Source organism: Nodosilinea sp. LEGE 07298 (assembly GCF_015207265.1).
In the GTDB taxonomy this organism is placed as follows: domain Bacteria; phylum Cyanobacteriota; class Cyanobacteriia; order Phormidesmidales; family Phormidesmidaceae; genus Nodosilinea.
Genome location: NZ_JADEXE010000084.1, coordinates 1 through 22,886, shown reverse-complemented (window position 1 = coordinate 22,886; position 22,886 = coordinate 1). Strand labels below are relative to the sequence as shown.

Below are 22,886 nucleotides of genomic sequence, written 5' to 3'. Positions count from 1 at the left end.
GCGCCAGCCCCGCCCCCACCAGCACGCCCAGAGTGCCGCCGCAGATCACCACATCCCACTCGACCGATTCCAGGGGCGTTGTAGCCTGGTGCACGACCTGCTGCTGGGGCAGGTCGCCAGTGCGATAGCGCCGCCACAGGTCGTCGGCCTTTTCAAGCCCCACCAGGGGATTGCCCGGTAAGCCGGAAAGCATGTGTTGGGTAAGGGTCATTGCCTGATCTTACCTAATATCAAGTTTATGAAACAGCGCTACAGGCTGTGGATCCCCCGCTTCGCCGCCCCCTTGCAAAGGGGGCTCTCGAAACCCCGATTGGTTGTCCCCTTTTTCAAGGGGGGTTGGGGGGATCGCTGGCGAGTATCTCTACAAACCACACATTTTGCGGACTCGATACCGCCATAAAAAAGCAGCCCCATAGTTGAGGCTACCAAATGTCAAATCAGCGACAATTCGACAAATATTAGAGAAACGTAAACCTGTTGAAGCCGTAGCTCTACTGACCAAAGAAGTCTTTAACCGATTCCACAAAGCCTTCGCCAGCATCTTGAGCGGCATCAGCGGCATCTTCTGCGGCACCCTGGGCGCGGCCTGCTTCCCGTCGGGCTCGACCTTCAACCTGATTGCCAATGCCATCGGTGCCGCCGGTTGCCCGATCGAGTTTATTTTGGGCTTTGCCGATCTCTTCCTGGGCGCGGCCTTCGAGTTGGTTGGCGGTGCCAGCCCCAGTTTTGCGGTCAAATTCTCGCTCGGCCCGTTGTTGCACAATGTCGCCAGCTTCGTTACCCAGAGCAGTAGCTGGGGTGCTAAAGCCAAACAGCAGGCTAGAGCCAATCACTAGAGCCACTAGGCCCACGCAAAGCATGCGCTGAAGCTTAGCTGCGATCGCATTAACAGTCATAAAAATCTCCTGAAAGAAGTCGCACTTAGAGGTAAGTCATAAGTGTTGGTCTTGCCCAGTTATAAACCGGGCAACCAGGCCGCAGCATCGCTCAGCAGGCAGACATAGGATGGCTCTTTGGGACGATTTAAGTCTGGTATCTCTTACCTTTGGCCTACCTTTGCGTGAATAAATATTCATGTAAGTTGAGCGACTACCCCTAGCGCGTCGCCCGCCGACGTGACCTAAAATCAGTGCACTCTAGAGACTATCTGCCGCTATGCCTAATGCCATTACTCAGCGCAATGGGGTGTTTGCCGATGGGGCGTTTACCCGTCCATCCGCTGGGGCCGAATTCACCTGTTCCATTCTGGTAGTAGGTGGTTCGACCGCCGCCTACACTACCACGCTGACCGCGTTAAGGCTCAATCTAGATGTGTGCCTGGTGCAGCCCCACCAAGTAGTGGGTGGCCAGTTCACCGCCCAGGCCCTGCCCGCCTCCGACGATGGCGACTTGCTCCAGGCCAAGGCGGGTTTGTACACGGTAGATGGCGAAGAGTTTGCCATTTCTAAGGCCCAGCAAGCGTTTCGCGATCGCCAGCGGGAGCTACAGCCCGTGGGCGGCAAAAAGGTGGCCAACCCCGGCGGCGGCTGGGTCAGCCCTTTAGCGACAACGCCAGTGGTCGCCGCCACGGCCATGAACGAGGCACTGCTGCCGTATTTACGGGATGGTCGCCTCACGCTGATTCCCTTTGCGGAACCTGTCCAGGTGGCGCTGGAGGGGGGAAATGGGCGATCGCGGGTGCAGGGGGTGATCTTTCGCGATACCCAGAAAGGCCACACCTTTACCGTCAGAGCCAAAGTCACCGTCGAGGCTACCGACCTGGGCGACCTGCTAGAGGTGGGCAACATTCCCTCCCGCGTGGGCCAGGAAGCCCGCCACGAAACCGGTGAAGCGATTTTGCCTGAAGATGCCCGCCCCCAGTGCCAGCAGTCGATCACCTTTGATGTGGTAGTCGAGCACACGGCGCGGGGCAAAGGAGTCGCGATCGGCAAGCCCAACGGCTTTGAAACCGAGGGCTGGATTGGCCTGAAAGAATTCACCGGCAACTTTTGGACCAAGGCCCAGCCCGATAAATGGCAAAAGTGGGATTTCTTTAGCGACTTCGGCATCTTTCGCTATCGGCGGCTGTTCCGGTCACACCCCCACGACAAAAAAGTCGCCCCTGGCGATGTGGCCGTGCTCAACTGGGGCACCTCTAGCGAGCCCGATCGGGCCTTTTGCTGCGGCAACGACTACCGCCCCGGACGGCTGGTGGGGGTCAGCCGAGACGAGCGAGCCCTGCACATTCAGCGGGCGCGGCAGCGAGCCCAGGCCTACGTCCACTACCTGCAAACCCACGGGGCCGCCGATCTCAAGCCGCGCGGCGATCTCACCTGGACTAAAGACGGCATTGCCCTCGAACCCTACATTCGCGAAGCCCGTCGAGGCATTGCCCTGACCACCATTCGCCATGAAGATGTGGCCGAAACCTTCTTTCCCAACCAGGCCCGCGCCCGCTGCTTCGACGATTCGGTGGGCATTGGCCAGTACCACTACCTCGATCTACACGGCAACGATGCCAAGGGCCACGTGAGCCCCAAAGGTAAGGACGTGATCGCCCTGCCCTTTAGCCTACCGCTGGGTGCACTGGTGCCTCAAGACACCGATGGCCTGGTGCTGTCGGCCAAGAGCATTGGCACCACTCACATTACTAACGCCGCCTACCGTATGCACCCGATGGAGTGGGCGATCGGCGAGGCCAGCGGGTTTTTAGCGGTGTTCTCGGTGTGGACAGGGCTAGATCCCAGGCAGCTAGCAGTTGAAGAGAGCCATATTCGCAAAATCCAGGGTTTTATGGCCCGCAACGGCATTCCCATCTTCTGGTTCAACGACATTAGCCACGACGACCTCGACTTTGAAGCGATTCAGGTACTGGCGGCAGCGGGCATTGTGCGCAGCGACGACCCTAGAAGCCTGAGCTTTAAGCCCTATGCGCCAGTCAGTCGAGCCGTCGTCGCTACGGCTCTCGTCAACGCGCTCAAGCTGCCCACGGGCCTGCCCGACAAACCCACCTTCAGCGATGCACTGCCAGGCAAGCACTGGGCCTACATGCCGATCGAAACCCTCCACGCCCACGGCATGATTGCCGGAGTCGGCAACAACCGCTTTGCCCCCGACGCCCCCATCACCCGTCAACAGCTCTCGCTTTTGGTCAAGCGGGCCATGCCCGAGGTCTACGACAAGGCCTTTGGCCGCACCCCAATCGATCGCCAAAATCTACAGCGCCGCGAACTCTCCCGCGTGCTCTATGAGGTGCTGAAGGGGCGGCTGAAAATATAGCCTACCGGGCTTAACGCTTGTTTCTAGCGGCAATGCCCGAGCTTTTGCCGTGTTTTGCTGCATTTTAAGTAATAAAAACTACAATCTGAAAGTCTGAAAACCTGTTCACTAATTTTTGGTCAGGTTTTTATGGTCAGTTAAACCTATGAAATTGTTTACGCGCCTAAAGCGACAGCAGTCTTTGAGAGCGTCAAAGCGTCTGTTACAGGTTGTGAGTGGAGTCGGGGTGTGTCTGCTGGTAGCGACGACTTGGTCATCATGGTTTGCCCCCGCTACAGCCCAGGTTGAAACCTACGATGTCAAATCGGTACCCGGCAATGTGATCTGGGGTGAGCTGTTTAAGCCCGATAGTGCGCCAATTCTGACGGTTAAATCGGGCGATCGCATCCGTATGGAAACCGTCTCCCACGAAGGCATCCTGGCCGATCAGGGCGACACCGTTGAGTTTTTGACTGGCGGCGGCATCAAGTCAGATGATATTCTGCCCGACCAGATCACGATCAAGGGCACGGTGCCTAAATCTGGGCCAGGCCCCCACGTCATCACCGGGCCAGTTTACGTTGAAGATGCCGAACCTGGCGACGTGCTCGAAATCAGAACCATCGGCATCGACTACCGTGTCCCCTACGGCGTCATCTCCAATCGCCACGGCAAGGGCTCGCTACCGGGCGAATATCCCGAAAACGACGCTCCGATCTACACCAAAATCATTCCTATTGATGCCGAGAAAGAGATTGGTATCTTCAGGCCCTCCAATGGCTTACCCGATCTAGAAATTCCGCTGAAACCCTTCATGGGTCTGATGGGCGTCGTGCCTGCCGATCCCGAGAACTCCGTCAACTCGGTCCCCCCCGGTCTGTACGGCGGCAACATAGACATCAAGCATTTGGGCCGAGGCAGCAGCCTGTACCTGCCGGTACAGGTGCCAGGGGCGCTGTTTTACTCCGGTGATCCCCACTGCGCCCAGGGCAATGGCGAAGTGGCGTTGACGGCGATCGAATGCTCGCTGACACCCACCTTTGAGCTAGTGCTTCACAAGGGTATGGAGCTACCCGCGCCTATGGGCGAAACCGCAGACGCCTGGATTGCCGTTGGCCTAGACACTGACCTGAACGAAGCGATGAAGAAGTCGGTGCGCGAATACCTGCGGATCATGGAGGACAAGTACGGTCTGACCAAGGCCGATGCGCTGCTCTACGGCAGTGCCGACATCGACTTTGAGGTGTCTCAGGTGGTGGATATCGTCAAGGGTATTCACGGCGTGATTCCCAAGGAACGCTTCACCGCGCTGGAGAAGTAATCCTCTATCCAATCGGTTAGGGTAGAACGGTAGTCGCCCTGACCGGTTGAGAGCAATCCACCAGGGTTCGGCATCACTCATTCACCGATCAAAAAGAACCCCGAGTTTTTGAAAAACTCGGGGTTCTGCGTGTCAGGCAACCTTACTTGATCAGCGTCAGCAGGTAGATCAGGCTAAACAGCACAATCCAAACGACGTCAACGAAGTGCCAGTAGATCTCGGCCATCTCGGGGCCAGTGTGGGCCAGGCTGCTGTAGTGGTCGGCGCGGCGCGATCGCCATAGCACCCCCAAAATCAGCACCAGTCCGATAAACACGTGCGCTCCGTGAAAGCCTGTCGTCAGGTAAAAGCAGTTGCTGAACAGGTTAGTCCTTAGACCGTAGCCCAAGTTCATGTACTCATACACCTGACCGACCAAAAATACCGCGCCCATGGCAACGGTAATGCCAAACCACTTGCGCATGCCTGCTAAATCGTTCTTCTTAATCGCCTTAGTGCCCAGGTTGATTACCCAACTGCTCGACACCAGAATCAGGGTATTCACCGCAGGCAGCAGCAGTTCAACCTCGGTTTCTTTCGGCGGCCACTCGGCATTGCTGCCGCGAAACACCAAAAACACCGCAAAAAAGCCCGCGAACATCAAAAATTCTGAGGCCAAAAAGGTGATTAGACCAAGCACCCGTAAATCCTGGTGCTCTTCGTGGGCTTCTACAGCATGGCCATTGGCCGCTGCGGCAGTAGTAGAGTCAATCGCGCCTTGCATAGGGTATCGGGGGGTAAAGAGTAGGTGGTGAGCAGATCGGAAGGGAGTAGGTGGGTAGACAAGAAGGCGACGGGAATCACCGAGAGCATTTCGCCCCCGGTGATCCCGTACCGTTACACCTGGGTCGCCTCGGTAGGTTCTCCCGCTGGGCCAACCTGAACGGCTTTATCCATGCCGTACTCGTAGGGGCCGTGGGTCAGCACCGGCAGCACCTCCCAGTTTTCGATAATCGGCGGCGAATCAGTTGTCCACTCCATGGTCAAGGCATTCCAGGGGTTGGGGCCAGCCTCTTTACCCGACCTCCAGCTCCAAAGCACGTTGAAGTAAAACGGAATCACCGACACCGCCAGAATGTAGGCTCCGACGGTCACCAGTTGATTTAGGTCAGCAAACTGGGGATCGTACATAGCCACCCGGCGCGGCATACCCTGCATCCCGAGCTGGTGCATGGGGGTAAAGGTCAAAATGGTGCCGATAAAGGTCAGCACAAAGTGCACCTTGCCCAGGGTCTCATTCAACATGCGCCCAGTTATCTTAGGGAACCAGTGGTACACCCCTGAGTAAATGCCAAACACCGACCCGCCAAACAGCACGTAGTGGAAGTGACCCACCACGTAGTAGGTATCGTGCACATGAATGTCGAAGGGCGCAGCCCCCAGGGTTACCCCGCTGAGGCCACCAAACACAAACATCGACAGCAGCCCCACGGCAAACAGCATAGCTGTGGTGTAGCGAATTTTGCCGCCCCACAGGGTGGCCACCCAGCTAAAGATTTTGACCCCCGTAGGCACCGCCACAATCAGCGTTGAAATGGTGAAGAAAATTCGCATCCAGGGGGCAGTGCCGCTGGTAAACATGTGGTGTACCCACACAAACAGCCCTACCAGGCAAATGGTTAGGGAAGAGTACGCGATCGCCTTGTAGCCAAAGATCGGCTTGCGGGCATGTACCGGAATCACCTCCGACATAATGCCGAAGATAGGCAAAATCATCAGGTAAACCGCCGGGTGCGAGTAGAACCAGAACAGGTGCTGGTAAACCACCACATTGCCGCCCGCATCAGGCTTGAAGAACGAGGTGCCAAAGTTGATATCAAACAGCAGCAGCACCATGGCCGCCGCTAGCACCGGCGTCGCGAACAGCGCCAGAATAGACGTCGCCACCATGGCCCAGCAAAACAGCGGCATCTGATCCCACTTCATGCTGGGCACCCGCATCTTCCAGATCGTGACCAAAAAGTTCACCGAACCCAAAATGGAGGAGGTTCCTACCATAATCAGGGCCAAACACCATAGGGTCTGGGGCAGGTTTGCGGTAATTTCGCTCAGAGGCGGGTACGAGGTCCACCCCGACTGGGCACCCCCGCCAAAGAAGAAGCTCGCGGCTAGCAGCGCCCCCGCCGGAGGGTTAAGCCAAAACGCGATCGCGTTGAGCTTAGGAAAGGCCATGTCCCGCGCCCCGATCATGAGCGGAATCAGGAAGTTGCCAAACCCCCCGATCGCCGCTGGCACAATCCACAGAAAGATCATGATCGTGCCGTGGTTGGTCAAAAAGGCGTTGTACAGCTCGGGGCTGAGAAAGTCTGAGTCGGGGGTAGCCAGCTCGGTGCGCATCAGCACCGCCATAAAGCCGCCCACCAAATAAAACAAAAATGACGTCACCAGGTACTGAATACCGATGACCTTGTGGTCAACATTGAAGGTGAAGTAGTCGTACCATTTCCACTTGTCAGGGTGGCCGTGGCCGCCTTGATCCTCAGTGGGTTTGATGGAAACTTCTGCTTGAGCCATAAATCGGGTCTTGTTAAAGGGCTTAAACATTGCGGCAACCCCAGAAGGGAACCTTTTAGGAGAAATCCAGCCAAAGCGGATTTAGTGATTCGCGAAAGCCCCATGGTCCATCTGAGCGTGGTCCATCTGGGCAATTTGCACTGGGGATTTGGCCAAATCTGGAGCGATGGCCCCAAAGGGTCGGTCTTTGACCACCGCGGCCAAATACTCGGCATCAGAAGGGTTCTCTAAGGGCTGAGCCACCGTTGTTGTCGGCGTCGCCTCGGCTACCCGACTGGCCACCCAGTCGGCATAGTCTTCGGGGGAGTGCACAATTACCTGAGTACGCATAGCGCCGTGGTAGGACCCACACAGTTCGGCACAGACCACCGGATAGGTACCCTCCCGGGTTGCCACAAAGCGCAGTTCACCGGGTTCACCAGGCAGGGCATCCTGCTTCAGGCGAAACTGCGGCACCCAAAAAGAATGGATCACGTCTTGAGCTTCGATTTTGAGCTGCACGTCTTTACCAACAGGAATGTGCAGTTCTCCATCGGTGATGCCGGTATCGGGGTAGCGAAAAATCCAGGCGAATTGCATACCCGTTACGTTGACCGTCACATCGGGCTGATTCATCTGCACCAGAGGGCTGGCCCCAAAGCCGTAGACCTGGGTTTTGGAGTAGACATCAGCATCGGCACTCTCACCTAGGCCCATCTGAGCCAGCAGCGGAGCCACATCGATCACCGACTGCTGCGGAGCCATGGCAACCATAGCGCCGTGACCGTGGTGACCGCCAGGCGAAAAGCCGCCCATTTCTTGAAACACCACCACGCTGTATAACCCCAGGCCCACCACAATAATGCTGGGAATAGCGGTCCAGAAGGCTTCTAGGGGTAGGTTGCCCTCAATGGGTGGGCCGTCGGTGTCATCCCCTTTGCGGCGGCGAAAGCGAATCATCGAGTAGACGATCGCCCCCTGCACCACAATAAACAGAGCGGTGCCAATGGTGACCATCACGCCAAACAGGTCATCGACCAGGGGTGCCTGTTCTGAGGCTTGCACCGGCAGCAGATTGTGATTTTGCCCCACCCACAGACTTATCAGGGTGACTGCAATACCGAGAACCAGTGTCCAAAAGGGGGCGGGAATTTGTTTCATGGCTACTCTCCTGAGGAGATGTTGCGAAAGATGCAGGACTCAACCCAATGAGGACATGCACCTGGAACTTGCGAATTAACTGCCAAGGCTAAAAAATCCTTAGTCATGCCTCTTTGCATGCTAAAGGGCAGATCTGGCCTGGCTTGAGAAACTTTCGTTTTGCTTCAACTCTATTAGCAGTTCACGACCTTTTCGCGAAGTTTTGTAACCTGGCAAGTCATCAAGCCCCTAGGACTTTGGCAACAAATCAATCGTTTTTGCGGCCAGTAGAGCGAATTTCGCCAAAATTCGAGGCTATCGACCGTTGGGTTGCTGTTCTTGTGGTTGGTTTTCTCTAATCTCTGTCTAGTTTAGACATGGCAGTTCAGAGGTGACAGGTCAAAGATAGACAGGTCTAGCAGAAGGGCATTGTTGCTCAGTTGGGGAGACCTCAAACCTTTGACCCTCAAATTGGCATAGGCCCGATCTGGCCCCAGCTCTATCGTCTAAGCCTGTTGCTTGTGGAGCATTGGCAGGCCATTGACAGCACCACCGGGCATCGAGTTACTTTTTTTTGCAAGTTGGGGTAGGCGCTGGCAGGTGGGCATGCTAGGCAAAATACCTGGGCGGTAGAACTCGTTACCGCTGAGGCGTTTTTGTACTCTGGGAGACACTGCACCATGGAATTTTCGATGGCTTCAAACCAGCCCGATGTTCGCAAGGAAGCCCTCGTGGCGTTGACGGCCCAGTTTGTCAGACAAGGTCATCCACCCACCTATGCCCAACACATGGCTACCGCGTCTATCTTTCAAGCCGACCTTGAGCTGCGCAATGCCCAGTTTAGCGGCCTGATTGCCTGGCTGAAAGAATCCCATGCCGATATATACCCTGAGGCGATCGCAATTGCAGAGTCGGTCCGGCAAGAGTTTGAGAAGCGCGTTACGGGTGAATTTTAAGCACGTGTATCAGCTCCGGTTCAGCCCTACTGTTTAGGCCCTGCTCCTTCCATCACAGTCGAAGACATTACTGAGATCAAAGCTACCCAAACCGCCCTTGAAGAGTTAGCTATGCGCGATTCACTCACCCACATCTACAACCGCCGCCACTTTATCGAGCTAGCCAGCCAAGAACTGGCGCGATCGGCTCGCTTTAACCGCCCGGTCACCCTGTTAATAATCGATATTGACCATTTCAAAGCCATCAGCGACACCTGTGGTCACCTAGCGGGCGACGCGGTGCTGCGCGACATTGCCCTGCGAATTAAGGCCAACCTGCGCCAGAGCGATATTTTGGCCCGCTACGGCGGCGAAGAATTTATTCTAATGATGCCTGAAACCGACCAGACCCAGGCCTGGAGTGGGGCCGAACGGCTGCGTCAGGTGATTGCGGCCACTCCCTTCGACAGCGATAGCGCCCCGCTCTCCGTTACCGCCAGCGTAGGGTTGTCGTGCTGGCCAGCAACCCCAGACGCCAACGCCACAACGTCACTGCCCCACATCAATGATCTAATTAGCAAAGCAGACCTGGCTCTTTACCGTGCTAAGCACTCAGGCCGCAACCAAATCCATGCCGAAGCCTGGTTCTACAGCGTTGGCCAGATCGCCTAGGTAGTTCAATCTCGGCCTGCCCCCTGTCTTCTAACGTTAAGTCTTCTAATGTTAAAGGGCGTATAAGCGCGACGGCTCGATCAAGACTCTTGCTGACCTGGTAGCGTCCCAGTATTAAGCGTTTTACCCGTAGCTGATGTCCTCAGCTACAGGTAAAACGCTTTTGAGCAGAGCAAAAAACAGTAGTCAATCGCATAAAAATGCCCCCCACCAGCAAACAGGTTCCTGTCCGCTGATGGGGGGGATTGCGTTAGCCGTAGCCCGTTAGCTGGCGATGTAGCCGTGCATAGTGGCCTTGCGCCGACGCAGGTGCTTGAGGGCCTGCTGCTCTAGCTGGCGCACCCGTTCTCGGCTGATGTTCATGCGGTTGCCTACCTTGGCCAGCGACAGCTCGTTGCCGTCTTCTAGACCATAGCGGAGGGTAATCACTTCTTTTTGCTGAGGGGTAAGCTCAGACAGCAGGTTACGAATGTCCTGCTTGAGTGACTCTTGAGCTGTGAAGGTTTCAGGCGAAATGCCGTCGTCTTCAAGCAGCTCTTGCAACTCGGTATCCTGGTTGTCGCCAATGCGCACATCTAGAGAAATGGGCTGCCGCGCCAGCACCAAAAACTCGCGAATTTGCTTCGGCTCTAGCTCTAGCGCTTCACCGATTTCATTGGCATTGGGGCTACGGCCTAGCTGCTGAGACAGCTCGCGCTGTACTCGCTTGATTTTGTTGAGCTTTTCGGTGATGTGAATGGGCAGGCGAATCGTGCGTGCCTGCTGGGCGATCGCACGGGTAATCGCCTGGCGAATCCACCAGTAGGCGTAGGTTGAGAACTTGTACCCCTTGGTGGGGTCAAACTTTTCAACCCCGCGCTCCAGCCCCAGGGTGCCTTCCTGAATCAGGTCGAGAAACTCCAGGTTGCGCTTCTGGTATTTCTTTGCGATCGCAACGACCAGGCGCAAGTTAGCCTCGATCATTTTGCGCTTGGCTCGCTCGCCCTGGCGCACGGTTTGCTTAAGTTGCTCTTCACTCAACCCAGCCGCTTCGGCCCACTCGGCATCGCTGGGTTCGTGGTCTAGAGACTCAGTCAAGCCTGCCTTCTGTTCTAGCAGCGCCATGTAGGACTGCACCTGTTTACCAAAAATAATTTCTTCTTCGTGGGTCAACAGGGGAACCCGACCAATCTCATGGAGGTAGGTTCTTACAGCGTCGGCACTGTAGAGAGGCTTACTTTTTAATGTGCGAGTTTTTGTTTTAGCCATGAATTAACCTTTCCTCCACTGACAATGCGAATACGCCGAAACCGAAAACCCAAAAACCTGAAATTCAAAAAATTGAAGCAATGATGACCCGATAGAACTCGTACTCAATACCTAAAAACGCCTGCCTGGGCAGAACTAAACTAATCTGCTAACACTTACTTATAGAGCAGAGGTTGGGCATGCTGCGTCTCTCACCTATACCCAACCAATCAAAAACTAGCGTCCTATACTTTCCTGAGCTAACCCTTAAAGATCAGGATTAAATTAATCACTCGCAATGCGTCACTACAAGGTGAGGCAACCAGGGAGGACAATGACGTTAAGAGCACCAGCGCTGAGGCCACTATCTTGAACAAAGCATTTTGAGCAAAGCACTGAGGTCAACCCCTAGGCTGAAACTCGAAGGCATTATGAGTTTACTCCTCCAGAATATAACAACTTTCTGGTTGCGTAAAGTGTTACAAGTGTAGTTGCCTGTTTGACGACTAAGGACACGGCTATGTTTCCATGGTGTTAGAGTAACGAACTCCTGCGAGGTGGTCTGCATCAGATGTGTCAGTTCTAGAATCAGCAGACTCTAGCTGTAACACTGGCCCGAACGTATATATAGATAATGACGGATTTGAACCCTTAGTCCAATGGGGCTTACCCCCTAGGAAAACCGAACCTGACTAAACGGGTTAACGATCGCATCACTAGCCCAGGCAGCCTAACTAGCATTCCTCAATATCAGATTACCCAGACCATGTAACAGCGGTGTGTCAGCAATATGGCAGCTCTATGGCGGGTTTAACAGCATACTACAAGTTTCTCAAGCCTTCCCGTAGACTCTGATCTGTGCCAACGATGGAGTTTTTTACCGGCTGGCGATCGCTCCAAAAACCGTCCGAAAGCCGACCAAAACCGGTAAACTCAGTGAGATTAATTTTTCATTCATAGGCATAAGCACCCATGAACCACGGGCTAAACCACCGTCTGCTGACCACGAGACCCGCTCCTATCGGCATCTTTGACAGCGGGGTAGGTGGCCTGACGGTGCTACGCGAAATCTATCGCCAGCTCCCCAATGAGTCTGTGCTGTACTTTGGCGACACAGCGCGGCTGCCCTACGGATCGCGATCGCCCGAAGAAATTCTCTACTTTGTGCGCCAGATTTTGACCTGGATGGCCGAGCAGGGCGTCAAGATGGTGATGATGGCCTGCAACACTAGTTCGGCTCTGGCCCTAGACCAGGTGCAGGGAGAGTTTCCGTTTCCGGTGCTGGGATTAATTCGGCCAGGGGCGCAGGCGGCTGCCCTAAGAGGCAAGCATATTGGAGTCATTGCGACCCAGGCTACCGTCAACAGCCAGGCCTATACCAACGCTATTCTAGAAATTTCACCAACCTGTCAGGTGTGGGAGGTTGGCTGCCCCAAGTTTGTGCCCATCGTTGAGCAAAACCAAATCAAAACGCCTCACGCCCAGCAAACCGCAGCAACCTACCTGCGATCGCTGATAGCCGCCAATATTGACACCCTAGTGTACGGCTGCACCCACTATCCCCACCTGGCTCCGGTGCTGACGTCAATTTTGCCCAGCCCAGTGCAGTACGTTGACCCGGCCATCTCGATGGTGGCCGCCGCCGCCCAAGAACTCGATGCCCTGGGGCTGCGCAGCAGCGTCCCTGCTTGGTCAACGGAGTTTTATGTCAGCGGGTCAGCCACTGACTTTAAGCGCCTTGCCGTACAGTGGCTTGGTCATCAGCCTCAGGTCAACCAAATTCGCCTACCAGAGCTAGTCGTCCAGCCTCAGGGCTAATTATTAGTCCTAGCCTTCTAACCTTCGGTGCGCCGTGAGCTGCTAGCTCGCTTAGCCAGCAGCAGCAGCGCCCCATAGACCACCAGTAGATAAGCGATCGCCAGTAGAGGAATAACCCATAAAGTGGAAGCGTAAGTCATGGTCAGGAGAAGTAAGTGAGAAATAAAGCTCGGTAACATTGGATGGGCAAACTGGGTTTAGCGACAGCCAAAAGGATGCAGAAATCCAACCCTTCTCTAAAGAAGGAAATTTGCCCCAGGACTATTTAGGGTGCAATTTGCACACCCTTAAAACGTATGAAAACGACCTGACGCCTATAAAGCAGGTGGAAAAACCACCCAGCGCCGAGATCAACTCAAAGTAGTAAACAAGCAATAATCTGGCCAAGTAGCCGTCTAGAACTTGCCTGTTGTCTTGAGAAATTCTTAAGTTAAGTCTATCACGGGATTTCCCAGCCGGGAGGCCGATTTGCGCCCTAGGCCAGCCTAAATTTAGGCCCTTCCCAAGATTGACAATTGCTTACCTCACGCCTCGCTGCGATCGCAGCATCAATCGCTACAACGCCCCCGTCACAAAGGTTTTAGCCTTAGAGCAAAACCGCTGCCAGCCCTGAGTTTAAGGTCTATGGCCAAAGAAAAGCCAAGGCTTTTGCCAATACTCCCTCCGGGGTTGTCTTAGAATGACGATAGAATATGTAAAAATTCGTAACTTTACCGCTCTTGCCGGGGTCCATGACTTCAGTAACTTCTCTTTTCGCGCCGGTTGAGTCCGACCTTGACCAAATGACCCAAAACCTCAAGGGGTTAGTTGGGACCAGGCATCCCATTCTGTCGGCGGCGGCAGAACATCTATTTGGGGCCGGGGGCAAGCGGCTGCGCCCAGCCATTGTGCTGCTGCTGTCGAAGGCCACACTGCCAGGGCAAGACATCACGCCTAAGCATCGCCGCCTGGCCGAAATCACCGAAATGATTCATACCGCCAGCCTGGTACACGACGACGTGGTAGACGAGGCCAGTCTGCGACGGGGAGTGCCTACCGTACACAGCAGCTTTGGCAATCGCATTGCGGTGCTAGCCGGAGATTTCTTGTTCGCTCAATCCTCGTGGTATTTGGCTAACCTCGACAACCTGCGGGTAGTAAAACTGCTTTCTCAGGTCATCATGGATTTAGCAGAGGGCGAAATTCAGCAGGGTCTCAACCGCTTTGACACCAGCTTCTCCATTGAGGCGTACTTAGACAAAAGCTATTTCAAAACCGCTTCTCTAATGGCCAACAGCGCTAAGGCAGCGGGGGTGCTCAGTGAAATATCCGAAACGCTGATTGAGCAGCTCTACGACTACGGTCGTCACCTGGGGCTGGCCTTTCAGGTAGTCGATGACATTCTCGACTTCACCAGCTCTGACGATGTACTGGGAAAGCCAGCCTGTTCTGATCTTAAAAGCGGTAACCTGACCGCTCCGGTACTTTACGCTATGGCCGAACATCCCTTTCTTACAACCCTAATTGAACGAGAGTTTTCTGAAGCCCATGATTTTGACCAGGCTATCGAGCTAATCCATTGCAGCAGCGGCATTGCGCGATCGCGCGACCTGGCCGCCCACCACGCTCGTCAGGCAGCAACTTGCTTAGAGCGCCTACCGCCCTCCGCCGCTCGTCAGGCCCTGCAAGATTTAACTAGCTATGTGCTGAGGCGTATTTCTTAAGGCGGTTCTATGGGCCTAGAGATCGAGCGGAAGTTTTTGGTGGTAGGCGATAGCTGGCGTCGTGCGGCTGTCGGCGAGGTCATGCGCCAGGGCTACATTCCAACTCAGGATGCTCGTACAATCAGGGTGCGACAAGTAGGCGATCGCGCCTATCTCACCCTCAAAGGCCCCGCTGTTGGCCTAGTGCGCCCTGAGTTTGAGTACCCTATTCCAGTAGAAGACGCTCAAGTCATTCTAGAAACCCTCTGCACCCCTCCTCTAATTGAAAAAACCCGCTACCGCCTACCCCTAGGTGATGTAGTTTGGGAAATAGATGAGTTTTGGGGCAACAATCGGGGCTTAATTGTCGCTGAGGTTGAGCTGACCAGCCCTGAGCAGGCCGTCGACCTACCAGAATGGGTTGGCGCAGAGGTCACCTCCGACCTTCGCTACCAAAACTCCAACCTCTCGCGCCAGCCTTACAGCACCTGGGATTCCTAAGTTGAGTACTGCCGCCCTCGCCACTGGGTAGGCCGCTGCAGGGAAGAAAGGCCAATGCGCACCACGGCCACCGGATCGGCCAGGGGCGACAGCCAAAAGGCCCAGGCTCCAGGCGCTCCCTGAAAATCGTAGGCCGAGGCAACAGCAACCTGCATGCCAATTCTCATAACCAGTAGCCCAAGGTTAATGGCCCAAAGCAGCAGCAGCGGCAGCGACCAACTCCCTGGCCACCCAGGCTGCACCAGCCATAGTCCTGGCACCAGCAGCCAGGGTAGCCCCTGCACTAAAGCTAGAAAGGCTAAGTCCCACCACACCTGGGGGGCAGAAGCCGCATCCTTGAGGTCAAGGGATCGGCCCCACTCGCGCCAGGTTTCGGCCATACCTTCGTACATGCGCACTTTGAGCAAGTGGCTACCATCCCAAAAGCCCACGTTTGCACCCTGGGCGGCGGCGTAGCGGGCCAGGGTAACGTCGTCACAAAATGACGCTGAGGCAGACTGGTACCCATCAAGTTGCTCTAGCAGCGATCGCCGCACCATGAAGCATTGACCATTCGCCATCACCCGCTGAGGTGAACCGCTGGGGCTGCCAGCCGGGCCAAAGCGATAGACCAGCGTTATCAAGAGAGCTGGCTGCAGCCAAAATTCGCCGGGGTATTTGAGAATAAATCGAGGCGCTAGCGACACCAGGTCGTAGCCTTCGGTCTCCATAGCTTTTGCCAGGGCTGCCACCAGACCAGGCTGAGGCTGGGTATCAGCATCAATACCCAATACCCAAGTGCTAGCAGCAGCAGTATGACGAAAGCCGTAGTCTAAAGCCCAAGGGCGACCCACCCATCCCTGGGGCAGCGGATCGTCTTCAAGCAAACGCAGGCGTGGTTCGTCAGTTTGGTAGGCCTTGACTACCGCCTGCGTGCCATCGGTGGAGCGGCTGTCTACCACCAGCACCTCGCGCATCTCGTAGCTCTGGCGAGATAATCCCTCTAGACAGGGGCGCAGGCGCTTGGCCTCATTAAGAGTAGGTACCACCACCGATACCGTACCGAGTTGATCAAGCGTGGGGGCCGCAGGAGGCAGGGGCGGACGGCGAAACGGACCTTGCAGCAGCCTCGACAGCAGCACGGCCACCATTGGCACCTGCACCACCAAGAGCACCACGGCTACAGCACTCAACCAGGGAAATGGGGCAGCCACATCAGCGGGCAAGGGATTACCTCAAAACAGTCCAACTAACAGGCTGTGGATCAGCATCTGTCGAACAGAACAAAATCCAGCGGCCACTAATAAAGTATTAACTCAGGAAGTCGTAAGGAGTTGATTGGAGAGCAGCGATTGAGGCTACTTCAAAATCACCTTGGCAGAATTGACTGACGTCTCAAGTACCTGAGCCGACTGAGCTGAGCTGCTCAGAGACTCTTGAGAGGTAGCGCGCCAGCACAGCACAGCGGGTAGCGCTCCGGTCAAAATACCCAAGGCAATGGGCACGTAAAAACCAGCTGCGAGGCTCATCACCAGAGCAAAGCCAAAGTTAGACAGGTATACCACTAAAGGCAACGTTAGCTGTGTCTGATCGAGATCAGGAGAAAACTTAAAAATCTTCCAAAGCGTCAAGGCCACGCCCATAAACACAATCCCTGTACCCAACCAGCCAGCGAAGTTTTGATAGGGCATGCCGAAGAAAGCGCCGGGCTGGTGCCAGTACCAAAAAGGTAGAGCCGTCTGGCTCATGGCCGGGTCGAGCACAAAGTCCCAAGAGGTGAGTAACACAGACCCTAGCAGCACTGCCGCCAGCGATCGCGCCCAGCCGTAACGGCTAGAACCGCCTCCCGCAGCCAAACCACTGCGAGCCAGCAAAAAGGCCGCCAACCCGAGATAAAACCACGACAGCGGAATCGTAAATGGCACTAGCCCAGCTACTTTGTAACCCAGACCATTGAGATAGCTGTAGTGGCCAAAGGGAAAGCCAGTGCTGGTGCCCAGCAGTTCGCTAGCGATGGAGATGCCAACAGCTGCGATCGCAAAGGTTAGCAAAGCACCTAAACCGAGGGTACGGTAGGCGTACAGGGCCACCGCTAAAGTGCCTAGCAAAATGTAGCCAACACCACCGCCGGCCATGCTCCACTGAAACAGAGTTTGCCCGGCAGGTAAGTAATCTAGGATGCCAGGGTGGGGTACCACCCACAATAACCCTGCCAGACCAAAGGCCATGGCGACGATGTGACCGTATAGGCAAAACCGCTCAATGGCTAAAAGATTTCTCATAGTAAGTCCTAGATACTGAGTGCCGGGCTACCAGCCCAATCCAAATTCGCCCGCTGCCAACGTGCTGTTGATAACTATAGTTGCAATCGTCGCTTAAATCATAAGTTTTGTAAACGGTCAATTTCAGGGTGCCCGCCCTGCCGCCGACTGTGTGGCAGGGCGAAGAAGTTATCTATTCTACAAGGTGGGAAAGGCAGGTTCCGATCGTCGGCGATTCGGTGTGGAAATTGGGAAAATCGGCTAGGATGACGGCATACAGGTCAGATCTTTGAGATCCTATGGCACCGATGATGACCCCTGGCCCGACCTTAACAGTTAGGCCGCTGCAGTACCGCGATTTAGACGACCTCAAGCAGTGGCAGCCAGACGATTTAGAGGCTGGTGGCGATCGCGATGCCGCCGAAGCCATGGTGTCATGGCTTGACTTTCAGCGGCGATGGTACGGTCCGCTGAAGGTGTTGAGTTGGCTGCCTCGCCCGGTCCAGCAGCAGAGCCAAACCACTTTTGTAGCCGAGCGCCAAAAGAGCCTGGTCGGGCTGATTCAAGTATCCCCCTTTAACCAGACTCGCAGCACCTGGCGGGTTGAGCAGGTGATAATCAACCGCCGTGCCCTGGCAGATACCGCCGCCCCTGGTACCTCTGGCTACATGGATGTTGGTTCGCGCCTGCTGCGTCACTGCTTTGAAGTGGTGTGGGAAGCCAGAACCTGGATGATAGAAGTCGATGTTAGCTACAAATCAGCCCTGGCTCTCTATCGCTTTAACGGGTTTCAGCCCCTCGCCCAGATGACCTACTGGGCGCTACTGCCCGAGCAAATTGCCGCTTTGGCCCAGCGCGAGCCCGATTTGCCTAACCTGCTGCCCATTAGCAACGCCGACGCCCAGCTGCTCTACCAGCTCGATACGGCCTCTATGCCGCCCCTGGTGCGGCAGGTCTTTGACCACCAAATTCAAGATTTCAAAACAGGTATATTGGGCACCGCCACCGCCACTACTGATCGCTTGGTCAACCAGGTTGAAACCGTTAGTGCCTACGTTTTTGAGCAGCAGCGCAAGGCTGCGATTGGCCAGTTTAAGCTGGCGATTTCCCGGGATGGTAAGCAGCCCCATGAAGCCGGGCTGACAGTGCATCCGGCCTATACCTGGCTCTATCCAGAGCTGATGACGCAAATGGCCAAAATTTTACATCCCTTTCCGGCTCAGTCGCTGCGGCTGACCTCCCTCGACTACCAGCCCGAGCGCGAGGAATGCTTTACTCAAATTCAGGCTATTCCTGAGTCTCATGCGCTGCTGATGTCGCGATCGGTGTGGCATAAAGTGCGCGAGGCTCGCCACCTATCGTTAGAAGGGTTACAGCTATCTGATGTGTTTACAGGGCTACAGCCAGCTGGCAAGCCCATCCCCGGACGCATGACCTGGTCGGCAGAGCGCTGGCCGGGGCTGGGGTCGCCAAGGCCAGAGGGCAGCCCCGAGGCCCCTGGCTCTGAGAGCGATCGCTAGACACTACGCTGCGATAATTACGGCGCTATGACACCCATTTCCGCTCTGGGGTTAGATATTGGACGCAGACGAGTTGGTGTGGCGGGCTGCGATGGGACTGGCCTAATCGCTACGGGGTTAACGACCCTACAGCGGCGATCATTTGTTGAGCTAGTCACCGATATTCAGCAGATTGCCAAAACCCGGCAGGCTCAGGTCTTGGTTGTAGGCCTGCCGCTGACCATGGGTGGAGAAGAGGGCTTTCAGGCCCGCCAGGTGCGTAAGGTGGCCGAGGGACTAAGGCAGGCACTTGGTTTGTCCGTAGTTTATATGGATGAGCGCCTCAGTTCGGTGGAGGCAGAGCAGCTCATGCGGGCCGCAGGCCATTCTGTCGCCAACGAAAAAGCCCTGATCGATCGCAAAGCCGCTGCCATCATCCTGCAGCGTTGGTTAGACGAACGCCGCTCGCCATCAGCCCACCGTAAATAGACGTAACAGGATGGGATATTCTGATAAGACCGTTCAGTGTTCATGCTGGGTTGCGGCCTTACTGTCCGCACCTGGTTATTTAGAGAAGAGTGGCTTCATGGCGGATAATACTCAACCCATCGACGAGTCAGCCGTAGTTCTTACCGATGATGCCGGGCGATTTTTGCCCTGCCAGGTGGAGCAAAGCTTTCAGCTCAATGGTCGCGAATACCTGCTGCTGCTACCCATCGACGCCCCGATTGAAATTTTCGTTTGGCAGCAAGACGAAAACGACGAAGACGACATCCTGATGGATGTCGAAGATGAGGATATCGACCAGATTTTCTTGACGGCCAAGGCTGTACTGGCGGAGCAGAATCTAACCCTACAGCGCACCGCTATTACGCTGACTGCCGCCGGAGAATTGCCTGAGGCTGAGGAAGACAACTGCCTCACCTTAGAGCTTGATGACCTCGATGAAGCTGGCAATCCCGTTACTGAAGAGTTTCAAATTCTAGCCACCTGCTTTTACGAAGACGAAGAATACACGCTGTGTACGCCGCTAGATCCACTGCTAATTTTTGCCAGCCGCAATAGCAGCGGAACCTTGGAGGTGGTAACGCCCGAAGAGTTTCAGCTGATTCGCGGCGGCCTGGAAGAAAAACTGTTTGATTTATTAGAGTAGAGGCTATTAGAGTAGGGGCGTTTAAAGCATGGACGCCCCTGGTGGCAGTTATTAAGATTGCAGCTATGACTAAGGGTTCACGCTGGGTTCGATGGAGTTTTCTAGGCCTGCTGCTACCTCTAGCGACGGGGGCAGCGGCCTGGCAAGGCTGGGCTTGGTGGAGCTGGGCCAACCGACCTGTTAGTGTAAACAGCGCTGAAACCGCTGAGCAAGTCGTACAGGTTCAAATTCCGCCGGGTACCCCAGGCCAGCAGATTGGCCAAGACCTGGAGGCAGCAGGACTAATTCGGTCGGCTTTGGCCTGGAAGCTGTGGTCGCGCTGGCAGACCTGGCAAAACCCTGAAGCGGGGTTTCAGGCGGGTACCTATGCCCTCAGCCCCATTGACTCTATGACCGCCATTGCCGAGACCATCCGCAGTGGTCAGGTGGTGCAAACTTCGTTTACCATCCCTGAGGGCTGGAACCGCAGGCAAATGGCCACCTATCTACAGGAGGCTGGCTTCTTTTCGGCTGACGCCTTTTTGGCGGCTACAGAGCAAATTCCTAAAGATCAGTACCCCTGGCTGCCCGATACTGTTCCGCACCTGGAGGGGTTTTTATTTCCGGATACTTATCAGCTTCCGGCTGAAGGGGTCACTCCTGTAGCGGTGGTAGATGTTATGCTGCAACGCTTTGAGACGGTAGCTCTACCCGTGTACCAGCAGGCCACTACCGACCTCTCGCTGCTGGAGTGGGCCACTCTAGCCAGCATTGTCGAAAAAGAATCTGTGGTTCCCGATGAGCGGGGCCTCATTGCTGGGGTGTTTACCAACCGCCTACAGCAAAACATGCCCCTGGGAGCCGACCCTACCGTAGAGTATGGCTTGGGAATTACCCAAACTAAGGAGCAGCCTCTTACCTGGACCCAGGTGGGTACGCCTTCGCCTTATAACACCTACCTTAACCCTGGTCTGCCGCCCACCCCCATTGCCAGCGCTGGTAAAGCCAGCCTTGAGGCTACCCTGGCCCCAACTAGCACCGACTACTTATATTTTGTAGCCCGCTACGACGGCACCCATGTCTTTAGCCGTACCCTGGTCGAGCATGAAGCGGCCCGCGATGCCATTCGAGCCACTATTGATAACTAGACGCCGCAAGACTGTAGTCAAGCGTTAAGGCCGATAAAGCATTGCCGCCAAAGGCTGGGGAAGCCGCGATCGCTCCCCTAACCTACGCCCACAGCCGCAGGCTCCCAATCTAGATTATGCTGACCTCTGGGGGTTATGGTTTTGTTATGTCTTTTTCTCACCTGCTACAACCCGACTTAGTTCTGAAGGGCAACGTCCTCAGCATTTCCCCAGATCTGCTGGCCCACCACGGCATTAGGGGACTGATTTTAGATGTGGATGATACCCTGGTGCCCCTGCGTCAGGCTGAAACCAACCCCGACCTAGCCCGATGGATGAACCAAATTAAGGCCGAAGCCTCGGTATGGCTGGTGAGCAACAACATGAACGCCCCTCGCATCAACCGTATTGCAGATTTGCTAGAGGTACCTTACCTGACCGGCGCTGGCAAACCCTCAAGACGAAAGCTTAAGCTGGCCCTAGCGGCTATGAATTTGCCCGTTGACCAGGTAGCGATGGTGGGCGATCGCCTGTTTACCGATGTTCTGGCTGGCAATCGAATAGGATTGTTTACCATTTTGGTCAGCCCCATGCCTGACCTCAATCAGGTCGTACGCACGTCCCCTTTACGGTCCCTTGAGGTAATCATTTCTCAATATTTAGGGGTTACCCTCTAGCAGCCAAAAGCACTTTCCATGCAGGCCTATGCAGGCAAAGCGCCTTTACAACCCGCAACAAACTAAAGAGAAACTTTGCGCAGCAAAATATAAAGAAAATATTAGAGTTAATTTGATACCTGAGAAAAGCTGCGATATTAGGTATACATAAAGAGGGGCCGGTTTATAAAGGCTCTTAATTTTAATAAGCCATTTTTGGGTGTCGACCTTGGGGTTGGCACCCAAAGTTTTTATGGAACTGCGATCGCCCCTCTAGCCCTAAACTTTCTAATCTAAGCCCATTGGTCACTGTTGCAGGCCGCACAACTAGCCCTAGGAGGGTTGCTATACTGCCAGGGCTATCTTTTCGCATAGTTGATGGTTGATTGTGAGCCCAGTTCAAACTCTGGTTGTAAAAATTGGAACATCTAGCCTGACAGGTGGTGGAACTGGTCAGTTTGCCCTCTCAACCCTGGCGGCGCTGGTTGAAACCCTCTGCACACTGCGCCAGCAGGGGCACCAAGTCGTGCTGGTGTCATCGGGTGCGGTGGGCATTGGCTGTCGGCGGCTACAGCTGAACGATCGCCCTAAAACCCTAGCTATGAAGCAGGCGGTAGCTGCCGTGGGGCAGGGCCGTCTCATGCGCATTTACGACGACCTGTTTTCGGCCCTTAACCAACCTATTGCCCAGGTGCTGCTTACCCGTAGCGATCTGGCCCAGCGATCGCGCTACGTTAACAGCTACCGCACCTTTCGCCAGCTGCTGCAGTTGGGGGTAATTCCCATCGTCAACGAAAATGATACGGTAGCGGTAGAAGAACTCAAGTTTGGCGACAATGACACCCTCTCGGCCCTGGTTGCCAGTCTGATTGGCGCTCAGTGGTTGTTTTTGCTCACCGATGTCGATCGCCTCTACTCTGCCGACCCGCGCTCTAACCCTGGGGCCAAGCCAATTATTTCGATCGATCGCCAGGCCGACATTCAAGCCCTTAAAGCAGTGGCCGGCGGTCAGGGATCGGCCTGGGGAACTGGCGGCATGCTCACCAAACTAGAGGCAGCCCAAATTGCCACCACCGCCGGTGTGCGCACGGTTATTACCGATGGCCGCCAGCCCCAAAATGTTGTGAAAGCCCTGGCTGGGGAAGCGGTAGGCACCCAGTTTGCTCC

21 protein-coding genes and 1 pseudogene are annotated in these 22,886 nt (G+C 55.3%); 13 read left to right on the top strand and 9 right to left on the bottom strand.

The window, feature by feature from the left end:
• Together IQ273_RS13450 and IQ273_RS13445 are read right to left on the bottom strand one after the other, a co-directional pair.
• A pseudogene (locus IQ273_RS13450) lies at positions 1 to 211 on the bottom strand (FAD-binding oxidoreductase); the annotation flags it as partial.
• A 280-nt stretch (positions 212 to 491) separates the two neighbouring features.
• Positions 492 to 896: a hypothetical protein gene (locus IQ273_RS13445; RefSeq protein ID WP_194023687.1), complete on the bottom strand. Its 405-nt coding sequence runs from the start codon at positions 894 to 896 to the stop codon at positions 492 to 494.
• A 259-nt stretch (positions 897 to 1,155) separates the two neighbouring features.
• On the opposite strand from IQ273_RS13445, the gene IQ273_RS13440 reads away from it, so the two are divergent.
• Positions 1,156 to 3,258, top strand: coding sequence for an FAD-dependent oxidoreductase (locus IQ273_RS13440; RefSeq protein WP_194023686.1), 2,103 nt, complete (start codon positions 1,156 to 1,158; stop codon positions 3,256 to 3,258).
• Positions 3,259 to 3,403: 145 nt separating this feature from the next.
• Complete coding sequence (locus IQ273_RS13435; RefSeq protein WP_194023685.1) at positions 3,404 to 4,558, top strand: acetamidase/formamidase family protein; 1,155 nt, start codon at positions 3,404 to 3,406, stop codon at positions 4,556 to 4,558.
• 142 nt (positions 4,559 to 4,700) lie between these two features.
• On the opposite strand, the gene IQ273_RS13430 is transcribed toward IQ273_RS13435, so the two are convergent.
• From IQ273_RS13430 to IQ273_RS13420, 3 genes are all read right to left on the bottom strand, one after another.
• Positions 4,701 to 5,321, bottom strand: coding sequence for a heme-copper oxidase subunit III (locus IQ273_RS13430; protein ID WP_194023684.1), 621 nt, complete (start codon positions 5,319 to 5,321; stop codon positions 4,701 to 4,703).
• Between the two features lie 113 nt (positions 5,322 to 5,434).
• Complete coding sequence (ctaD, locus tag IQ273_RS13425) at positions 5,435 to 7,111, bottom strand: cytochrome c oxidase subunit I (RefSeq protein ID WP_194023690.1); 1,677 nt, start codon at positions 7,109 to 7,111, stop codon at positions 5,435 to 5,437.
• 81 nt (positions 7,112 to 7,192) lie between these two features.
• Positions 7,193 to 8,251, bottom strand: coding sequence for a cytochrome c oxidase subunit II (locus tag IQ273_RS13420; protein ID WP_194023683.1), 1,059 nt, complete (start codon positions 8,249 to 8,251; stop codon positions 7,193 to 7,195).
• Positions 8,252 to 8,910: 659 nt separating this feature from the next.
• Between IQ273_RS13420 and IQ273_RS13415 the strand changes: the two genes are divergently transcribed.
• Together IQ273_RS13415 and IQ273_RS13410 are read left to right on the top strand one after the other, a co-directional pair.
• Positions 8,911 to 9,186: a hypothetical protein gene (locus IQ273_RS13415; RefSeq protein ID WP_194023682.1), complete on the top strand. Its 276-nt coding sequence runs from the start codon at positions 8,911 to 8,913 to the stop codon at positions 9,184 to 9,186.
• A 51-nt stretch (positions 9,187 to 9,237) separates the two neighbouring features.
• Positions 9,238 to 9,837 carry a GGDEF domain-containing protein gene (locus tag IQ273_RS13410; RefSeq protein WP_313898106.1) on the top strand — a complete coding sequence of 200 codons (600 nt, stop codon included), beginning with the start codon at positions 9,238 to 9,240 and terminating at the stop codon, positions 9,835 to 9,837.
• Between the two features lie 264 nt (positions 9,838 to 10,101).
• Here the strand turns inward: IQ273_RS13410 and IQ273_RS13405 are convergent, their stop codons facing one another.
• Complete coding sequence (locus IQ273_RS13405) at positions 10,102 to 11,085, bottom strand: RNA polymerase sigma factor, RpoD/SigA family (protein ID WP_194023680.1); 984 nt, start codon at positions 11,083 to 11,085, stop codon at positions 10,102 to 10,104.
• A gap of 951 nt (positions 11,086 to 12,036) precedes the next feature.
• On the opposite strand from IQ273_RS13405, the gene murI reads away from it, so the two are divergent.
• The gene (murI, locus tag IQ273_RS13400) at positions 12,037 to 12,882 is read left to right on the top strand and encodes a glutamate racemase (protein ID WP_194023679.1); all 846 of its coding nucleotides are present in this window, start codon (positions 12,037 to 12,039) and stop codon (positions 12,880 to 12,882) included.
• Positions 12,883 to 12,899: 17 nt separating this feature from the next.
• Here murI and IQ273_RS34395 read toward each other — a convergent pair whose 3' ends face one another.
• On the bottom strand, positions 12,900 to 13,022 hold the full coding sequence (locus IQ273_RS34395; protein WP_255534498.1) for a hypothetical protein: 123 nt from the start codon (positions 13,020 to 13,022) through the stop codon (positions 12,900 to 12,902).
• Positions 13,023 to 13,613: 591 nt separating this feature from the next.
• Here IQ273_RS34395 and sds point away from each other — a divergent pair.
• Both sds and IQ273_RS13390 read left to right on the top strand, forming a co-directional pair.
• Positions 13,614 to 14,585 carry a solanesyl diphosphate synthase gene (gene sds, locus IQ273_RS13395; RefSeq protein ID WP_194023678.1) on the top strand — a complete coding sequence of 324 codons (972 nt, stop codon included), beginning with the start codon at positions 13,614 to 13,616 and terminating at the stop codon, positions 14,583 to 14,585.
• A 9-nt stretch (positions 14,586 to 14,594) separates the two neighbouring features.
• Positions 14,595 to 15,065, top strand: coding sequence for a CYTH domain-containing protein (locus IQ273_RS13390; RefSeq protein ID WP_194023677.1), 471 nt, complete (start codon positions 14,595 to 14,597; stop codon positions 15,063 to 15,065).
• Here the strand turns inward: IQ273_RS13390 and cruG are convergent.
• Positions 15,062 to 16,270: a 2'-O-glycosyltransferase CruG gene (cruG, locus tag IQ273_RS13385; RefSeq protein ID WP_228052977.1), complete on the bottom strand. Its 1,209-nt coding sequence runs from the start codon at positions 16,268 to 16,270 to the stop codon at positions 15,062 to 15,064. The two genes, IQ273_RS13390 and cruG, sit on opposite strands and share 4 nt — an antisense overlap.
• 132 nt (positions 16,271 to 16,402) lie before the next feature.
• Positions 16,403 to 17,326 carry a gamma-carotene 1'-hydroxylase CruF gene (gene cruF / locus IQ273_RS13380; RefSeq protein WP_194023676.1) on the bottom strand — a complete coding sequence of 308 codons (924 nt, stop codon included), beginning with the start codon at positions 17,324 to 17,326 and terminating at the stop codon, positions 16,403 to 16,405.
• 278 nt (positions 17,327 to 17,604) lie between these two features.
• Between cruF and IQ273_RS13370 the strand changes: the two genes are divergently transcribed.
• The 6 genes from IQ273_RS13370 to proB all read left to right on the top strand — a co-directional run.
• A complete protein-coding gene (locus tag IQ273_RS13370) occupies positions 17,605 to 18,825 on the top strand; it encodes a GNAT family N-acetyltransferase (protein ID WP_194023675.1) in 1,221 nt (406 codons plus the stop codon).
• Positions 18,826 to 18,852: 27 nt separating this feature from the next.
• Positions 18,853 to 19,293 (top strand): Holliday junction resolvase RuvX, encoded by a 441-nt coding sequence (gene ruvX / locus IQ273_RS13365; protein WP_194023674.1) that lies wholly within the window; start codon positions 18,853 to 18,855, stop codon positions 19,291 to 19,293.
• 97 nt (positions 19,294 to 19,390) lie between these two features.
• Positions 19,391 to 19,957, top strand: a complete 567-nt coding sequence (locus IQ273_RS13360; protein ID WP_194023673.1) for a DUF3727 domain-containing protein — start codon at positions 19,391 to 19,393, stop codon at positions 19,955 to 19,957.
• A 65-nt stretch (positions 19,958 to 20,022) separates the two neighbouring features.
• Positions 20,023 to 21,084 carry an endolytic transglycosylase MltG gene (gene mltG, locus IQ273_RS13355; protein ID WP_194023672.1) on the top strand — a complete coding sequence of 354 codons (1,062 nt, stop codon included), beginning with the start codon at positions 20,023 to 20,025 and terminating at the stop codon, positions 21,082 to 21,084.
• A 146-nt stretch (positions 21,085 to 21,230) separates the two neighbouring features.
• Positions 21,231 to 21,740 (top strand): YqeG family HAD IIIA-type phosphatase, encoded by a 510-nt coding sequence (locus IQ273_RS13350; protein WP_194023671.1) that lies wholly within the window; start codon positions 21,231 to 21,233, stop codon positions 21,738 to 21,740.
• Between the two features lie 367 nt (positions 21,741 to 22,107).
• Positions 22,108 to 22,886 (top strand): glutamate 5-kinase (proB, locus tag IQ273_RS13345; protein WP_194023670.1); only part of this gene is annotated, 779 nt, incomplete at its 3' end.

What these genes read in the sequence shown, in the direction of transcription:
- IQ273_RS13420 (WP_194023683.1), bottom strand. Translation starts at nt 8,251, where the DNA reads ATGAAACAAATTCCCGCCCCCTTTTGGACACTGGTTCTCGGTATTGCA.
- IQ273_RS13390 (WP_194023677.1), top strand. Translation starts at nt 14,595, where the DNA reads ATGGGCCTAGAGATCGAGCGGAAGTTTTTGGTGGTAGGCGATAGCTGG.
- ctaD (WP_194023690.1), bottom strand. Translation starts at nt 7,111, where the DNA reads ATGGCTCAAGCAGAAGTTTCCATCAAACCCACTGAGGATCAAGGCGGC.
- murI (WP_194023679.1), top strand. Translation starts at nt 12,037, where the DNA reads ATGAACCACGGGCTAAACCACCGTCTGCTGACCACGAGACCCGCTCCT.
- IQ273_RS13435 (WP_194023685.1), top strand. Translation starts at nt 3,404, where the DNA reads ATGAAATTGTTTACGCGCCTAAAGCGACAGCAGTCTTTGAGAGCGTCA.
- IQ273_RS13405 (WP_194023680.1), bottom strand. Translation starts at nt 11,085, where the DNA reads ATGGCTAAAACAAAAACTCGCACATTAAAAAGTAAGCCTCTCTACAGT.
- mltG (WP_194023672.1), top strand. Translation starts at nt 20,023, where the DNA reads ATGACTAAGGGTTCACGCTGGGTTCGATGGAGTTTTCTAGGCCTGCTG.
- IQ273_RS13440 (WP_194023686.1), top strand. Translation starts at nt 1,156, where the DNA reads ATGCCTAATGCCATTACTCAGCGCAATGGGGTGTTTGCCGATGGGGCG.
- IQ273_RS13445 (WP_194023687.1), bottom strand. Translation starts at nt 896, where the DNA reads ATGACTGTTAATGCGATCGCAGCTAAGCTTCAGCGCATGCTTTGCGTG.
- IQ273_RS13370 (WP_194023675.1), top strand. Translation starts at nt 17,605, where the DNA reads ATGGCACCGATGATGACCCCTGGCCCGACCTTAACAGTTAGGCCGCTG.
- sds (WP_194023678.1), top strand. Translation starts at nt 13,614, where the DNA reads ATGACTTCAGTAACTTCTCTTTTCGCGCCGGTTGAGTCCGACCTTGAC.
- IQ273_RS13350 (WP_194023671.1), top strand. Translation starts at nt 21,231, where the DNA reads ATGTCTTTTTCTCACCTGCTACAACCCGACTTAGTTCTGAAGGGCAAC.
- IQ273_RS34395 (WP_255534498.1), bottom strand. Translation starts at nt 13,022, where the DNA reads ATGACTTACGCTTCCACTTTATGGGTTATTCCTCTACTGGCGATCGCT.
- IQ273_RS13415 (WP_194023682.1), top strand. Translation starts at nt 8,911, where the DNA reads ATGGAATTTTCGATGGCTTCAAACCAGCCCGATGTTCGCAAGGAAGCC.
- cruF (WP_194023676.1), bottom strand. Translation starts at nt 17,326, where the DNA reads ATGAGAAATCTTTTAGCCATTGAGCGGTTTTGCCTATACGGTCACATC.
- IQ273_RS13430 (WP_194023684.1), bottom strand. Translation starts at nt 5,321, where the DNA reads ATGCAAGGCGCGATTGACTCTACTACTGCCGCAGCGGCCAATGGCCAT.
- IQ273_RS13360 (WP_194023673.1), top strand. Translation starts at nt 19,391, where the DNA reads ATGGCGGATAATACTCAACCCATCGACGAGTCAGCCGTAGTTCTTACC.
- ruvX (WP_194023674.1), top strand. Translation starts at nt 18,853, where the DNA reads ATGACACCCATTTCCGCTCTGGGGTTAGATATTGGACGCAGACGAGTT.